The sequence below is a fragment of the Paraburkholderia sp. SECH4 genome, from assembly GCF_030511745.1.
Classification (GTDB): Bacteria; Pseudomonadota; Gammaproteobacteria; order Burkholderiales; family Burkholderiaceae; genus Paraburkholderia; species Paraburkholderia madseniana.
Window position 1 is genome coordinate 159,826 of record NZ_JALOCP010000014.1, and the last position, 16,418, is coordinate 176,243.

Annotated in this window: 6 protein-coding genes; 3 read left to right on the top strand and 3 right to left on the bottom strand. The window is 60.7% G+C overall.

All coding sequences use genetic code 11. The annotated features are described in order from the left end of the window. Positions 1 to 8 precede the first annotated feature (8 nt). The 3 genes from M0D67_RS20470 to M0D67_RS20480 all read right to left on the bottom strand — a co-directional run bounded on the left by M0D67_RS20470 (position 9) and on the right by M0D67_RS20480 (position 11,549). A complete protein-coding gene (locus M0D67_RS20470; protein WP_266239519.1) occupies positions 9 to 8,303 on the bottom strand; it encodes an Ig-like domain-containing protein in 8,295 nt (2,764 codons plus the stop codon). Positions 8,304 to 8,320: 17 nt separating this feature from the next. After that, positions 8,321 to 9,898: a multicopper oxidase family protein gene (locus M0D67_RS20475; protein WP_266239541.1), complete on the bottom strand. Its 1,578-nt coding sequence runs from the start codon at positions 9,896 to 9,898 to the stop codon at positions 8,321 to 8,323. An 85-nt stretch (positions 9,899 to 9,983) separates the two neighbouring features. Then, on the bottom strand, positions 9,984 to 11,549 hold the full coding sequence (locus M0D67_RS20480; RefSeq protein ID WP_266239520.1) for a multicopper oxidase family protein: 1,566 nt from the start codon (positions 11,547 to 11,549) through the stop codon (positions 9,984 to 9,986). 533 nt (positions 11,550 to 12,082) lie between these two features. Here M0D67_RS20480 and M0D67_RS20485 point away from each other — a divergent pair. The 3 genes from M0D67_RS20485 (at position 12,083) to M0D67_RS20495 (ending at position 16,388) form a co-directional block, all read left to right on the top strand. Next, entirely contained in the window at positions 12,083 to 12,814 is a 732-nt protein-coding gene (locus M0D67_RS20485; RefSeq protein WP_266239521.1) for a TnsA endonuclease N-terminal domain-containing protein, read from the top strand. A 200-nt stretch (positions 12,815 to 13,014) separates the two neighbouring features. Continuing rightward, a complete protein-coding gene (locus M0D67_RS20490; RefSeq protein ID WP_266239522.1) occupies positions 13,015 to 14,982 on the top strand; it encodes a hypothetical protein in 1,968 nt (655 codons plus the stop codon). Further along, on the top strand, positions 14,979 to 16,388 hold the full coding sequence (locus tag M0D67_RS20495) for an ATP-binding protein (protein ID WP_266239523.1): 1,410 nt from the start codon (positions 14,979 to 14,981) through the stop codon (positions 16,386 to 16,388). The genes M0D67_RS20490 and M0D67_RS20495 overlap by 4 nt, the downstream gene beginning before the upstream one ends. Positions 16,389 to 16,418 lie beyond the last annotated feature (30 nt).

Genomic DNA, 16,418 nt, shown 5'->3' on the forward strand with positions numbered 1-16,418 from the left:
CAGCCCCCTCACCGTATGACCGCAGGCAGCGTCTGCGCCGGGGTCAGCGGCGGCACCGGTGGCGTCACGACGGGCAGTTTCGGCGCCACTAACTGGAACAGCCCGAGCAGACCACCCGTCGACGAGCCACCCAATGCGAGCGGATCGATCGGCGGAGGGGTGCCGCCCAACAAGCCTGGCTGCACGACCTCGACCGCGCCGATGTCGTATCCGCCGCCCTGCGGCTGCGGCCTCGACGTGCCGAAGATGTCATGATTCGGCGCACCGGCTGACGTGCCGTGATTGACCGCCGGCGAAGCGGGCGTGATCGAGTAGTTGCCCAGCACCACGTTATAGCCGGTCATGCCCGTCGTGAGCGCTTCGTTGAACAGCGACAGCGGACCGTACGACATGTTGATCCAGTTGTTGCCTTCATCCGGCGTCGCCGACGGCAGCAGGGTGAACAGCGGATTCGGAAGAACCGTATCCGCAATGCCCGGGGGCACCGTGATGCCGATTCCGCCCGCTTCCGGCGGCACACGCGCACCGTTGCAGTACTGGTGCACCACCCCCGGATTCAGATTGCTGTTGTTCGCCCCCGGGTAGTCGCCGGCATCCGTCAGGATTGAGTACTTCGGGCTCATCGTCAAACCTGGCTGACGGTTGCTGGCCGAGGTGTCGCCGAACGCGCCGATGTCCCAATAGACTGCGTTCGGATCGCAGAAGCCCGTCGCCTTGCCTGCCTGATTCAACGATGGGTTCAACGTAACCGCGTTCTGCAGGCCCGCGATGTTCGGATTCTTTCCTCCCACGGTGATATAGAACGTGCGGTTCTGCCAGAACACATTATTGGTCAGCACCGGGTTCGAGAACGTCGTGCAGTTGGGCAACCCCGCCGGACACGCCACGCTCGGATTGGTGAACGCGACGATGAAGTTCCCCGTGTGGCGCGCGGTCTCCAGCCCAGCCGGCTCGAACACCGACGTCGTGATCGGCGGGCACGTCGTTTCCGATCCCACCGTCGTGCAGTTCGGCGGCCCGACGTTGGCCTGCGTGGCCGCGGACGTGTTGAACAGCACGCCAGCGGACGCCGTCGAGTCGTTGGAAACCACCGTGTTGTTGATGAAGCTCACGGCCACCGCATCCTGCAGCGAAACACCGCCTCCTGCCCACCCGGCCACGTTGTTCGCGATGATGTTGTTGGTCACGCGAACCTGATACCACGCGCTCGAGTTGTTCGGACTGCGTTGCACGTCTGTGCCGTTGACGCTCTGCAGCCGCAACCCACCACCCTTGCCGCTTTCCGCCGTGTTGCCGACAATCAGATTGCCGTCGATCATGAGGCCCGGGCCAACGCCATCCGAAAGCTCAGGCGCGCAGTCGATGTCCACCGTCGCGTTCTCGCAGAACGTGCCGTCAGGCGGTACGCCCTGGGCGATGATGCCGCCACCGTACGTGGGCAGCGTCGGGTTGTTGCTCTGGTTGAACAACACCCAGTTGTGCGAGATGTCGCCGTTATAGCTGAACCCGAAGTGCGCGACCCCGCCGCCGTCACCGGCACTGATGTTGCCGCAGACCCAGTTGTAGTTGAAGTGATAGTAGTCGGCACCGGTGCAGAAGGTCACGCCGCCCGCCGACGAAGGCGTAGTCGAGTTGATTTCGTCGCCGTACGAAGCATTCGACGTCACCGCGTTGTTGTGAATGTTCACATGCTGGTTGAGCAGGAACGGCAACTCCGTCACACCATTCGCGGCGATGGTCGCTTCGGCGGTTTCGACCTGACCTACCGTGATGCCGCCTGTGAGCGTTCCTGCGTTGGCGAAGACACGGTTGTTCGAGACCTCCGTGTAATGATTCCAGCCGTGCAGGAAGATCCCTCCGCCGCCTTGCGAGCTGTTGGTGAAGGTCATGCCGTCGATACGCGACGGATTGCACAGGAAGTTGCTCGGGTTGTTCATGCAATCCGGCGGGTTCGGCTGAAGCAGGGTCGGGCCCGTGAGCGGCGTGCAAATGCCGTTCGCGGTGCAGTTCGGGTCGGGTTGCGTCACGCCGCCCACCGTCACGTCCCTCACGCCCTTGGCGAGCACGGTAATGGCCGCACCTTCATATGCGCCCATCAGCGTCGGCTCGATCAGCAGTTCAGAGAGATTGCCGTTGAGGTTGAAATCCCATCCGGAAGCGGGTTCGAACGGTATCGCATCCACCTTGCGCTGCATCGTGGGCGAACAGGAATACGTGCCGGTCGGATCGTACGGATTGCTCGCCGAGATCAGGCCGCCGTTCAAAGCGTCGCCGAAGAGACAGCCCACCTGCCTGCGCCACGGGTCCATCTTGCCCGACGGGTGGGTGTTCGCGTTGACGGTTACCGCCGTCGCACCGACACCTTGCAACCGGACCGGCTTCCACATCAGCAGCATTTCGTTATAGACGCCCGGACCGACGACGATCATGTCGCCCGGGGTCGCCTTATCGATCGCGGTCTGAATCGCGTTGCTGGTGGCGTTCTCGCCATTCACGTAGGTTGGCATCTTGCCACCGATCGTGACCGTGACCGTGTCGATCGAGCGCTTGCCGTTGGCCGCCGTGATGACGAGTTCACCGCAGGACGTGGGATTCAGCACGCCACGCTGCTGGATCGTGCAGCTCGACTGCGAGCCGACCAGGATGGGCACCTGGCCTGTGATCGTGGTGTCGCTCCATGAAACATTGTTCATCGGAACACCGCCGATCGTGGCGTTCTTGCACGGGCCGATGGCCGGGCATGTCGAAGGCCGGCTGCCAAAGCCATAGTGACGCGTCAGGAACTTCTGATTGAACGGCGCCGTGGTCGCGGCAGGACCCGTGTAGGCATGGTTCGGCACCTGCTGGTTGCCCTGAGCGTTGATGGTCAGCGTGCGGGTGGCAGCGCTCACCCAGGGTCCCGCGCCGGCGCCGAGCGAGTCGCCCGTTACGCTGGAGATCGCCGGCGTGGCATCCGGGTACGCGCAGTCAGGCTGGTTGTAGCCCTCCGCGAAGGCCGAGACCGGCACCACTGGCGTATCCATGTACTGGGTCTGTCCAGGCATGAACGGAATCTCGTAACAGAACTGGCTGTATGCCGTGTTAAACAGAGGATCGCGAATCGTCTGGCCAGGATGCGCCGGATCGGGCATATCAGGATCGTTCATGCAGGCGACCATCATCGTCGGCGCATAGCCGGTGGGGTTCGGCGGGTTGACCTGCCAGGTCGAATAGTTCAAGCCGTTGAAGATGCCCCATTGATCCGTATATGTGCGAGCGACTTCGTTGCCGGCGAAATCCTTCATCGAGATCGGCACGTTCGGCACCGCAAACTTTTCACCGAATTGCGGCGAATACGGATCGAACTCCGAAGAGAAGTCATCCAGCATGAAGCCGGTGTAGTGCGCGGCCACGTGCGTCGAACTGAAGATCCAGAACTTCGTCAGCACTGTAGACTGGCTCGTCAGGTTAACTTCCTTGCGGTCGCACAGGTGCCGGGAGGCGCCCGCGAACGGCGCGACTTCCTGCGAACCCGGGAACAAGCTGATGTAGTCGGGCACGATGCGCAGCTCACCGACGCAAGGCCAGGAGGTTTCGATGCTGCCCGTGTCGCCCTCGCCCCGCGAGTAGGTGGTGGAGCCCAGGTCCTGGGTCGGATTCTGCGGATTGTTCCGGTTATAGGTGGAGTTCACCGCAGCCTGGTCGGGCAGGATGAAGATGGCGCCGATACCGGCGAACTGCTGCGTGACCGGCGCAATATAGTTGTCGCCGATCAGGATGTTCTTGTCTTCCTCCTTCACCAGTTCGTAGCCCGGCGGCACGATCACTTCGACCACGTACTTGCCGGCAGGCAGCATCTGCGTACCGTCGCCCGAAGGATTGGCCACACAGACCGTGCAGTTCGTCGCGGTCGGCTTGCCGGTCGTCGTACTCCGGCCCGTCACGCTGGGGAATTTGTACATGCCGTCGTACGGCGCGGGCTGCAACTGGTTGAACGCGTGCATGCCGTCGTAGCACTTGAACTGCGAATGCGCCGGCAACGCACGCTTCTGGGCGTCGAGCCATTGCGGGGTGTCCTTCAACGTGAAGAAGAACGGGTCAGTGGCCTCCTGTCCCGGACAGTTCATGTTCGGCACGCCGTCGGAGCGGAAGCCCTGCGCCCAGTCATCCCAGCTGGCGGTCTTCGTCGTGTCCACCAGCGTCAGGCTGGTCGTGCCGTCCGCCGCGACGCCCTCCTGATACAGGTTCACCGTGACGTTCGGCACGTCCGGCGTCCACTTTGTGTGGATCAGCAGCGAAGGATCGTCGAACGGCCGCGTCGAAGCATAGATGACTTCGCCCCGGATGCCGCCGTTTTCAGTCGCGCCAAACTGCGCCTTGCCGAACTCGATAAAGGAACTCTGCCCCGAGAAGCCCTGCCAACCCATCGTGGTCACCCACGGCGGATCGACTCTGCCGGTCGAAGGATTCGAACCCGTACGGTCCTTGCAGTCCGCGTCGTTGCAATACACCGCGCCCGGTACCCGGAGGTTCGTGGGCAGGTGCGCCGTCGCGGATTCCAGGGTGTTGGCGTAATTGGCCGCAATGGTCGAGGTGCCGCCTCCGGGTGTGCCGTCGGGCGGGCCGCCGGCGTCGTAGACCACATGGACGCCAGTCTGCTTGAAGCGGGTTTCGTCGGTGTCGACGACGTACCAGTTGAACAGCGGGAACACTTCGTTAAACGACGCATAGCCGTTCAGGTCCGTGTTGTTGAAGTTCGAATAGCTGCCGTCGCGGAAGCGGATATTGGTCGGAACCAGCGGGAGCCCTGGCGAACTCGTCTGCGAGACGCCGGAGCCGGTCGTGTCCATGAACGTCCGGGTGTAGAGATTCGTGTGCCATTGGAGCACCGAAAGATCCCCGACATCCACAGTCTGGCCGGTCGCCAGTTGCACCGCAGTCGCGAGCCCGTCGACGATCTGATCGTTCCATTGATCGAAGATCGTGATTCTGAACGTGCCTGCGGGCAAGCCGCTAAAGCTGAACGTCCCGTCGGCGTTGCACTTGGTGAACGCCATATCCTCGCCGTCCGGATCGCCGACGCTGACATAGCACTGCGTGAAACTCAGCGAGGTACGCGAGCCGGCGCCATACAGATTCTCGTTCGGCGGACGGCTGTAGTGCAGGTTCGTTACCCTGCCCTTGAGCCCGCTTGTGCACGTCGCACCTGCGCAAAGGAGCGGCAGGCGAGCATTGATGATTTTCGGATTGGCAAAGCCGACCGCCACGTGAAAGCCTGCCGGCCCGAACTCCTGGAAGTACGCCGGCCCACCCACCTTGACGAACGCGTCGTGTGCCTTCTGTCCGTCCAGCGTGTTCGTCTGCAGCCATTCCTCTCCCCTGCCGATCCGGTCGGCTGCCGGCGTCGCGACGACGCCGTACCGGCCTGGCATCAGGTTGGCAATGATGGCCTGGCCGACGAGCGGCGACAACGTCTTGCCGTCCGACTCGAATTTCGGACACGTCGGGACCATGCCGACAATTCCGTCGGTCGCCGTCGAAATCGGGCAGGCATTGAGCCCCGTGACCGGATCGATGGTCCCCTGCAAGGAATTGGACAGCGGCATGTTGAACATGTCGTACGTCATCTGTCCGGTTGGGTCGCCGGTGCCGCCCGCGTCGTCCCAGAGCTTGATTTCGAATCCGCCAAGTCCTGGTTCGCGCGCCGAGCCGAACGTGTCGGTACCGCCACTGACGTCCACTTCGCCATTCACCGGTGCGTCGTCTTCGAAGACAAACACCGAGACCTTCGCGGTCGCCATCGGCGTCTCCTGCAACAGCACGTTGACGCTGGTCTGTCCGGGCGCGATCGGGGCGCCACCCATGGTGTGGCCGCACTTACCCGTGCCCGGCGCAAAATCCGCGCCGGCGGGACCCGACGGGCAGTCTTTGGAAATGTCGAACTGTCTCTGCGGCCCGGTCGGGTTCGCCGGATTAACCGGTTGCGGCAAGCCCGCACCGTTCCCAAAGCTGTTACCGGCGTCCCCGGGCAAGATCGAGATGTAGTAGTGCTTCTTCGGATCGAGCGCCACCTGGCTCGGATTGACCGGCACCTGTTGCGCAGCCGTAGTGCGGCACACGCCGTTGCCGATATCGCACACGGCCGGCAAGTGCGAGTTGCTCGCCGGGTCATATACCGTTTGCCCCGACTCGCAGGCGACCTTGCCGACACAACCTGCTGCCACCACCGGCATGTAGCTGGTGTGGAAATTTGCGCCGAGGCTGGGAACCGGCAGCGGCGGGCACGTAGCCGGGCGCGTTGTCGCGGTCGTCTGGCATGCGGGATCGATCTGGAAGGTACGGTCTTCCTCGATGATCCAGCGGTAGTCGGCAAGCTGAACCGCGGTCTTGCCCGGCGCCGCGCTCGGCGCGTCCAGCGGCTTGACGATAAGTCCGCTGCCGCCCTTGAACGTCACCATCACGGTCGCGGCGGTGCTCGACGTGTTCTGCGAATTCTTTGCCGTGTATTTGAACGTCATGGTGGCAGTCGCAGTGCTGCCGACCGGCGGCGTCGTCGGAATCGCGGTGAACGATCCGTCTGGATTCAGCGTGACGGTCCCGCCTGTCACAGCACCCGAAATCGCCGCGGTAAGCGGCAGCCCCTTCGGATCCGAGGCATTGGCCAGCACGCCGGGCGCGCCGATTTGCAGCCGCGACGCGATGTTGCTGACGTAAGCGCCATTGCTGGCCACCGGCGGGCCAGACAGACAACCGTTGCCGGCGCTGCAGGCTGACAGCGTGACCGTCGCCGATACCGCGGGATTGCCGTTGGCCTGATACACAAAGCTGTCAGCTGTCGTACCGGCATTCGGCACATAGACGAACGTGCCATCCGGGTTCAGCGTCAGCGCGCCGCCGGTGGTCGTCGTCTTGACCTCCACGCCGTAAACATTCACGTCCTTGGCTTTCACGCCCTTGGCAGGATCCGACACGGTCAACGTGGTGCCCGGGACAAAGAAGTAGGCAGCGGAATTGGCAATCGCATTCTGATTCGCGGCCCCAGCCGTCGGCAGCACGCCGCCATTGACGGCGACATAGGCCTGCATCCCGCCGTCACGCTGATTGTTTGTAGACAGGCTCAGTTCGCGGTCGAACACCGGAAGCGCCGTTGCGCCTGTAGCCGGTGCGTTGATCATCACGTCGTAGGTTTTGCCCGCGGCCAGAAACACTTCCGACTGGACTCGCGTGTTACCGGGCAACACATTGCCGTCTTCGGCGATCAGCGAGAAACCGGAAGCGACGGGATTGCCGGTTTGTGCACCGACTATCGACGGAACGTGCATCCGCAAACCGGCGTTCACGAAACGCACGAGCACCTGGCCTGTCGCAACAGGCGCGGTGGCGGCAAACGAAGACCCGCCGGGATTGGTGCGGTCGAAGGCGACGCCGTTGATCAGGTAGTAGCGCGGATCGTAGTTCACGGTCGGCGGATAGCAGGTGCCGAACGCCGTCGACTTCGAATCGCCGCAACCGCCGGGCTGACCCGACCACGCCAGGGTTTCGCTGAAGCCTGTCGTCGTCACCGCCGCTGCGACAGCCGTGTTTTGCACGGGATCGATTTCGCTCAGCACAAGCGGTACGTCGGCGTCGTAGCAAATAGCCGGACTCGTATAGGCCTGATACGTCTGCGACGTCACAGGGCAGCTCACGGTGCCGCCGACCGGGGCCTTCACCACCAGCACGCCGTATAGCCCCATTGGCCCCTGGATCGACGGATGCGTTCCCGACTCGATCAGATAAGTGCCGGGGCTGAGGTTGCTCCAGGTGAGCGCGGTTGTCTTGCCGGTCGCCACCTCGGTTGCAAACGACTGGACACGAGGCCCTTGCGCGGGCGGCGTGAATGTCGCGCCGCTCGCGGTGGTGGCAATCGGCCAGGTTGTTGCGGTTTGAGTCGGATGCGGCGGACTCGGCATGCTCGTCGCCGTCGTCCCCAGGCCGCCGCCCAACTGCCCCACCACGACGAGCGAGGTCGGCACGGCACCGGGCAAGCTATTGGTGAGATTGACCGTCAGCGGTCCTGGCGGCACGGTGATCACCACAGGCGACCAGTTCGCTCCGGCGCCCGGATTTGCCGCCGCACAGGTCGCCGGCGCAACCGCAGCCGGCGTACAGGTGTAGCCCCACATCGGCACCGCCTGCCCGTCGGGCAGCGTGGCAGTCGTCGCCTTCGCCGTCAGATTGACGACTTGAGCAAAAGATATGCTGCTGGCAGTCAGCAGAATGGACGCTGTGACCCCTGCCTTGAGCACGGCGAAGAGGGTCGCCTTAAACTGAGTGGATCTCATCGCGCTTCTCCCCGCCTCTAATTGGATTCGTCAATCAGGAAAACCTGTGGATCGACGAGCATCATCATCATCATTCCGCCTGGGAAGATGTTGTTCGTAGTGATCTCGCGCTCGTTATGCGAGTGCCACATGAATGCAAAACCTGCTTCCGTTGCGGGTGGATTCGCGACCGTCCCGCTCGGCGGCGTGGTCCCGGTGGGCGCAGTGGCGCGTATGGTCGCGTCAGGCCCAAGATAAGGACTGCCACCAAACCAGAAGCCGTTGGTCACCACATGCGAATCCGGCAGGGTGACCGGCCCGCCGCTGCCGACGTTGCCGAACGGATGCGCTTCGAGCGCCTTGCCGTGATCGGCGCACCACTCGTAGTAGTTCGGCGCGAGCGGGTCGGCCGTGTAATAGCCGTTCACGTCCGGAATGCAGACGACCGGTTTGCCGACGTAAGCCGCATATTTCGGATCAGTATCGGTGTACAGGTCCCCAGGCTTATGCCCATAGACATCCCAGTTCAGACCCTTGCCCGTCCAGTAGAAAATACCGTCCATCGCGAGGCCCGGCGTCGTGGTCGTCGTGAACAGCAGCGGTCCGGCGACCTTGGTCGGGTCCGTCTTGCTGAGCAGCATGTTTCCATCGCGCGCCAGCACCCGCACGTGATTGCCGTGCTCGTGGAACGGATGCTGCCAGCGGCCGGTGCCGATGATCCGCAACAGCACCAGTTCACCCGGATGCATGTGCGGATTGCCGTTGTAGGGCTGATGCGGATACTGCACCGCGTAGTTCGGGTCCATGTCGTCCGGCATCGAGCGGCCGTTAACCATGAAATAGGCCGGGTGATAGGGCTCCGTCTCCACGGTCATGCAGCCGTTCGGCGCCGTGCACGCGTTCGCCGCCTGTTGTTCCGCCTGCACATGGATGCGTGGATCCAATTCGGCGAACTGGAACAGATACTCGCGGTCGTAACAGGCCGCGCTGTGGTTATAGGCCGCGCCGGCATTGCGGAAGTCCGGCTGCCCGTCCGGCAGCGTCGCCGCGACCGCGCGACAACCGGTAGGCACCGCAACCGTGCCGGGCGAGGAGGTCGGCAAAACGATGATCGCGCCATACAGGCCCATCTCGATCTGCAGATCGCCCTGCGTGCCGCTGTAGTAGGCATGCGTGCCAGGCGTCGCCGCGACGAAGCTATACGTGACCGTGCTGCCGTGGGCAGCCTCGCGGGTCAGCAATCCCGGCGAGCCGGTGAGCGCGGCAGGACAGGTCCCGTCGGGGTTCAGCACCGCGGCGCAGACCTGGAATCCCGGAAAGAGGATCGACGTGTTGCCCGCCGCCGCCGGCAGGTTATTGGTGAGCGTCACGGTGACGACGTCGCCCTGCTTGACGATCAGCGTCGGACCGGGAATCTGCATGCTCGGACAGTTCGCGCCCGCGATCGTGGACGGCGAAAAGCCGGACGGCGCCGTGCGGCATCCATAGCCCCACGAATAAACGCTCGCGCCGTCTGGCTGGGTGATACGGTTCGCCTCGGCACTCAAATCGAAGTGCGTCCCCGTGATGCCGGGCGCGGCGGCTTGCGCGTGCATGCAGACGAGCGTGGCGAGCATCGCCGCGCCGAACCGTGCAAGCCGCCCAAAGCGCGCGAGCTTCGCGATCCATGTGGTGTGATTGATGTGTCCCACGGCTCTTCTCCTAGGTGCAGGACTTCTTGGTCGGGTCCACTGCGTTGCAGATGTGGACCTCGGTCATCAAGCCGCCAAAGTTCTCCTGGTCGTTGGCCAGGTGATCGAGATTCGGCGTGTACAGGTAAAAGATCGCACCCGGCTTATATTTCGTCGTGTCGCTGGCGTCGAGGATCACATCGATCGATTCGCCGCCCCCCAACGTGATCGAGTTCGTGTTGTAGGTCAGGTCGTTGCCGGACATGTCGCGCAGCAAGCGGGCGTTGACACCCACTACGTGCATCGGAATGCCCAGCGACGCCAGCGTCTGAAACTCAGTGACGTCCAGATCCGAGATCCGCAGCAGCGCCCTGCCGCCCGCCGGAATGTTGATCAGCGTCGGCAGCGGTTGCGAAAAGTGCGGTGTGCCATCGGCGACCTGTGTCGACAGCGGGTTCGGATTCACGGTGTCCGGGTAGCTGCGTCCGTTCAACATGAAGAGCTTGTCCTTCATGTCGGTGAATGGCTCCGGATTGAACGTCATGCCAATGAAGTGGAAGTTCGGATCGAAGCCGTGTATCTGCACCGGATACTCGACGTCGTAGGCGGTCGAACCGTCGCCGTCGTTGTACGCGTACAGCGTCGGCGTACCGCTCTTGTTGTTCGCGTGGAGCACGCCGTTCGCCGGAGGCAGCGGTGTCGTGCACAGAATGTCGTTGCCACACGCGGTACGCAGATCCTTTTGCTGCAGCAGCAGCGAGCTATACAGCGACGCACCGCCGGGAACGCGGTTCTGGCGAGGCCGCACGAAGATCTGGCCGACCATGCCCATCTGCAAGTGTTCGGGCGGTGTGATGTGGCAGTGCCAGAAGTAGGTGCCGGCATCCGGCGCGAGATAGTAGTACGTGAAGCTCGCGCCGATGTTGATCGCCACCGACGCGTCCGGCACGCCGTCATAGAACGACGATGCGTTCGGGTAGCCGTGGAAGTGCACCGTGTGCCGCTCGAACAGGTCGGGGCGCATGATCATCCCGACGTTCGTCAGCGTGAGGAAGAACTCGTCGTCCTCGTCGATCGCCATCGTCGGCGCCGGCTCGTTGCCGTTCATCACGCCGATATCCATGATGGGGCGCGGATCGACGTGGCCGGTCAACTGGCCCGGAGGCACAGATTCCGGATCAGGCACGAGGCCGACCGCACCGTTGTAGGTCGGGTCCAACCTTGGGTCGCCGACGGTGTTGAACACCGAGGCGAACTCGGTGCCAGGAAGACCGGCCTTGATGTCGGCAAGCCCGGACAACGGGCCGAAAGCGAACAGGTAGGTCTGCACGCCGTTCGCCATCGTGGCGTAACCATCGCCGCCCGAGATCTGCTGGCACTTGACCGCGCCGTTGATGACGCCGGTCGACGTGGAGGTCTGTCCCGTGTAGGACGGCCCGGTGTAGGCGGGCTCCCCCGTACCGGGCGGCAGCGCCGTCGGATGCGCCGGCGTGGTCGGCGGGCATTGCACCCGGAACGACTGGCCAAACGAAGGAACTGCAAATAGCAGGAACAGCAGCGCGGCAACACTGCTGTGATAAGCGCGGGTACTGAACATATGACCTCCGTCCCAGGGGTCAGCCAGCGCCATACGCGCTGGACGTCATGCTCTACTGCGAATGCGGGCTGGTTACGTCGTTACATCAGTCCGTATCTGGATTCTGAACAAGAGCGACGGAGCCTGGGATGGGTCACCCCCCTACACTTGCAGTAGGGCAAACCCAGTGACGTTCTTCGGATTGGCCGGCCGGAGTAGGAATAACGCCGCGCGTCGATCGCGTCTGGCACCTGGCCGGGTTCTCGGCCAATGCCTGGCGGGTGCATCAGGTCCATTCAATTTCTTTCAATTAGCCTTCAGCGGAAGATTGAATCCAGACCGACCTTTCGAGCGGTTCGAGCTTTGGCGAACTGTGTGAAGACGAGCTTCGGAAATAGTCAACCCAAGATCTGGCGTCGAATTCCTAAAACTATGGGATTTTCTTCCAAATCTCTGGACTTTTCCCTGTTCTTGACTATTCTTCGTCCATTATGGAATGGGCGCCCGACCCCACCCTCTATCCGCCGTATCTGCGTTCCCGCATACGACGCGGCTTGGGCGTTGGTTCGCTTACCGCTTATAAACCATGGCGAACCATTAATAATTCCGGCGTCAAGGGCACGGCTGGCTGCGTGCATGGCATACGCATCGACCGGCGCTATGAAATTCTCGACGAACGCGCCCGGATCTACTTCTTTCTGTTGGAACGGGTGCTAGAGATCGTTGACATCAGAGAATCCTGGCCAATTCTCGACATCAACGGCACCGTGCGGTTATGCTGCCAGTTCGACGTGACCCACTCCAAACACGACATTTTTCCAGAGCCGATCTGTGTCGATTTCCTCCTAACGGAGAGGGGCCCAGATGGGCTTAAATTTCGAGCCGTAGCGCTATCAGCAGACTCACGTCGAATGAGCGCAAGAAATCAGCGGCTAAAGCAAGTGGCACGGCAGTGGTGCAACGACCATGGCATAGGTTGGAGTCTGGTTGACACCTCCAAGCTCGACAGAACTGTGCTCGACTCACTACGCTTCATACGTGGTTGGTACCGCCACAGGTACGTACCCGATCCCCAGGTCGCCGACACGTTTGCAAAATTTTTCATGGACCACTATCAGAACAACCTCGTTCTCGATGAGCTGGTCGAATCGGTACGCAAAGTACTGAGGATCCCGCCTGATACCGCATTGGACATTTTCCGGTATTGCGCGTGGTCGCATCGCATCCCCCTCTCTCTGACAGGACGGATCGCGAAAAACTGTCCTGTGATCCTGCGCGGTCAATAATGCGTGACTTTCAATCCAGCTCAACCTCGAAACCACGCCCCGGGATGGTTTTGCGCGTGACGGAGAACGGCCAGACTCGATTTCTGCGCCTGACTCATATGTTCGACGACTGTGCTTACGCAATGTGGGTCGGAGAGCCCAACGAAGCGCGAACCGCACGCCGGCCTCGGAAACTCACGCCTAGCGAACTTGACGGCTTAATGAGCATTCCCAATGCAACCTGGGGCCAACTTCGCCTCCCGCCTGCCCTACTTGACGTACCGGACAAGGACTCGATTGCCTGGAAAACGCTCGAACACCTTTGGAATCTAACGAAGCCTTTGATAGTCGAGTTCCGAGACCCTTACAACCTCAGCAGGCAACAGTTTTCCAGCCTGATCGCACAACATGCTGAGCTCACGCAGTGCAGCGCCACTACGCTCAAACGCCTGGTGCTGCGGTTCTACTACTTCGGAGGCACAAAATACGCACTACTTCAGCTTCCGACTGGAAGCAAGCCTAACCAAGGTAAAAAGGATAACGAAGCGCACCAGCACCGGCGCGGGCGGCAATCGGTCCAAGTCGAAAAATACGGCGTCAACGATTTCGTCGTTTCCGCAGATGACATTGAAGACATGGTTCGCGCTTACTCAAAGTATTGTCTACACGGTACCAGTACAGTTTCGTACGCACACGACAGATATCTAGCGACCGACTTTCGGCGCCGCCACCCGGAAGAATACGCCGCCTATATCCGGGATGAACGCTCAGAGCCTGTAACCTTACGGCAATTCCGCTACTACACCACAGAGGCAAAAGCGCTTGATGACGTAACGGAGTCGAAGCGCGCGGCGCATCGCCTTTCTAGTAAGGGGACGTTGCAGGCGGCTAGCCCTGGAGAGATAACAGAAATAGACGCTACGGGCGGCAGGATATTTCTTGTAAAGAGAGGTAAGTCAGACAAGGCCGCCGGCAAACCGATCATATACATTGCCATCGACCGGTGGAGCCGGTTCATAACAGGAGTCTACGTCTCCCTGAAACCCGCATCATACGATGAGTTACGCTACCTGCTGCTTGTCTGCATGACTTCGAGAGAAGACCGTTTTCGCTGGATGAACGTCAACATCACGGATGACGATTGGCCCTATGGACGATTGACCGCTGTGATGGTATTCGATCGGGGTTCGGACTTTCTTGCGGAATCTACCAAGCAGGCAGCGGCCGATGACCTCCTCATTGAATTAACGTATTTGCCGCCCTTGTGCCCCGATGGCAAAGCCATCGTTGAACGCGTGATTGGCGTTCTCAAGAGACGCAACGCCAGCCGGCGACTAAAGGGATCATATAAGGATCGGCCTCTTGACCCGAAAACAAAACGAGCCGCTCGTACGGCTCAAACCGCGGCGGTTCATACACTTGCGGAACTCTACCGCATTCTTATAGACGAGGTCGTGCAACACAATAACCGACCACATCCCGCACTGAGACGACGGAAGATATTAGTGCAGGCAGAGGTCCCACCAATCCCAATGGAAGCGTACCTTTGGGGACTTAAAAATCTTGGGGGGGGACACTCGCCACCGCTCACAGACGCGGATTACCAACGCTTGCTGCTGGCATCGGGCACGGGATACATTAAAGACGGTGTTTGCAACTTTTTGAACCGCCGCTACCTTCCCGTCAATTCGGCAGCTATGGTCATAGCAGGGCGATCGACGAAACGGTCGAGTAAAACAAGCGTCCGTTACGACCGGACCTTCCCTCACATAGTCTATGTTCCCACGGTCAATTCGGAGTGGCCGAAGTTCGAAATGACACCGGAATCAGCAGAGGAACTACGTGGTGTGTCAATAGACGAGGAAGAAGGCCTGTCCGATACAAACTCGTATCTGTGGGCGGAAGCCGACACCGCTGCGCGCAGAAAGCGGGTCCAGAAGCTCTCCCCCGGAGCGAGCCGTTCACCCGCCAAACGCAAGCCTGCTTCGCGGATTCAGGGCGAAGCTGAAGACGCGCGGGAGCGGGAAACTACGGATATCAAGGAGCGTTTAACTAACAACAATTCCAGTGGACCAACTGACGAAGGCGCTGACAGCCACCGATCCCCCGGGGTAGACTGGCAGTCAGCTTATCGTGAAGAACAGCGGAAAACGGTGGCTGCCATCCGAAAGCATAGGAAGGCGAAATGAAAACGGTTACACGGGTGCCAGCACGATACGTGAGGACCGGCGTACGTCGTTTTGACGGCCACCCCTACATCGAAGCGCTTCCTCCGTTACCTGAGACGAAGCAGGCCCTTCTTTTACAACTATCCAACTATCCAGATCCACCCACCGGAAAGGTTCGACAAGCATCAGACATCGTCCGGATAATGGAACTCTCAACCCTCTCGGACGTCGTCTATCCGTTTCCGGACTATGGCGAAAGTGCACTTGACCTGACCAAGATTATCCGAGAATCATACGTGGCCCGGAACCCCCTTAACGCCATTGACATCCAACGACGACACGCACTAGCCAGCAACTCCGCTGACGGCCTGCCTTTCCCGTCTGACTGGAAGTCGTCCGCGGAGGGACATATCATGGTGGCAATCACTGGAATGGGTAAAAGCACGTTTTGGAATGCTTTTTCCCTCCGTTATCCACAGGTCATCGACCACACGGCATACGGCGATCATCCGCTGGCGGCGGTGCAGATTGTCTACATTGTCCTGAGTGTGCCGCACGATGCCACTCTGAAGGGGCTTTGCGTTCAGTTCTTCGAGGAGATAGATCGCATCCTCGGCAAAACCGAGTACAGCAAGGTCGCCAGGTCAGTTCGCACGATCGCACTGATGGTCCAACTCATGCACACAGTTGCGACAACCGTCTCGCTCGGGCTGATCGTCATTGACGACGTGCAGAACCTTAGCGCCGCTCAAGGCCCGACAGCCGAGTTTTTGCTGAATCTCTTCAGCCAAATTGTCGAACGCCTTGGAATATCCCTATTCCTGATTTCGACACCCGCCATCGACAAAGTACTGATCAACATAGTCAGGAATACACGAAAGTCGGCGTCATCCGGATGTGTGCCCATGCTCCCCATGGCTAGAAACAGCGCCCTCTGGAAAGACTTCAGCGAGACCTACTGGGATTACACGTTTGTTAAAAAAAAGAAGAGGCTGACCGACAGTATACGGAATGCGTGGTGGGACGCGTCGGCGGGAGATACTGCGTTCGCGGTTCTTGCATTCATGCTGACCCAACAGAATGCCATCGGTGGGACTGTTGAGGAGGTGAATGAACAGGGGTTCCAGCGCACCATGGCCACCAACATGGCAATCTTGCAACCCGCTATCGCGTCATTGCGCTGTGGGAGAATATCCACACTTAAGCGGTTCGACGATCTGCTTTTCGGCAAGGAATATTGGGACCTCATGCGCCGGATCAAGACGGAACCTGCTGCGGAGTCGTCCGTCAAGGAAGACTTTGACGAAGTCACTGAAGCCGTAAAGGAAAGTCAGCAATCTCAAACAAGTAAAAACGGGAAGCAAGCGCTAACCAAAGACCCCGACTTCAACTTTCCTGTTGAAGATCCTTTGCGGAGATACGAGTAAGAACTGGGTCGTTGTTATTTGGTTCCGACG

Coding starts and splice junctions, on each gene's coding strand:
- M0D67_RS20490 (WP_266239522.1), top strand. CDS start 13,015: ATGAGCATTCCCAATGCAACCTGGGGCCAACTTCGCCTCCCGCCTGCC.
- M0D67_RS20495 (WP_266239523.1), top strand. CDS start 14,979: ATGAAAACGGTTACACGGGTGCCAGCACGATACGTGAGGACCGGCGTA.
- M0D67_RS20475 (WP_266239541.1), bottom strand. CDS start 9,898: ATGCTCGCCACGCTCGTCTGCATGCACGCGCAAGCCGCCGCGCCCGGC.
- M0D67_RS20470 (WP_266239519.1), bottom strand. CDS start 8,303: ATGAGATCCACTCAGTTTAAGGCGACCCTCTTCGCCGTGCTCAAGGCA.
- M0D67_RS20480 (WP_266239520.1), bottom strand. CDS start 11,549: ATGTTCAGTACCCGCGCTTATCACAGCAGTGTTGCCGCGCTGCTGTTC.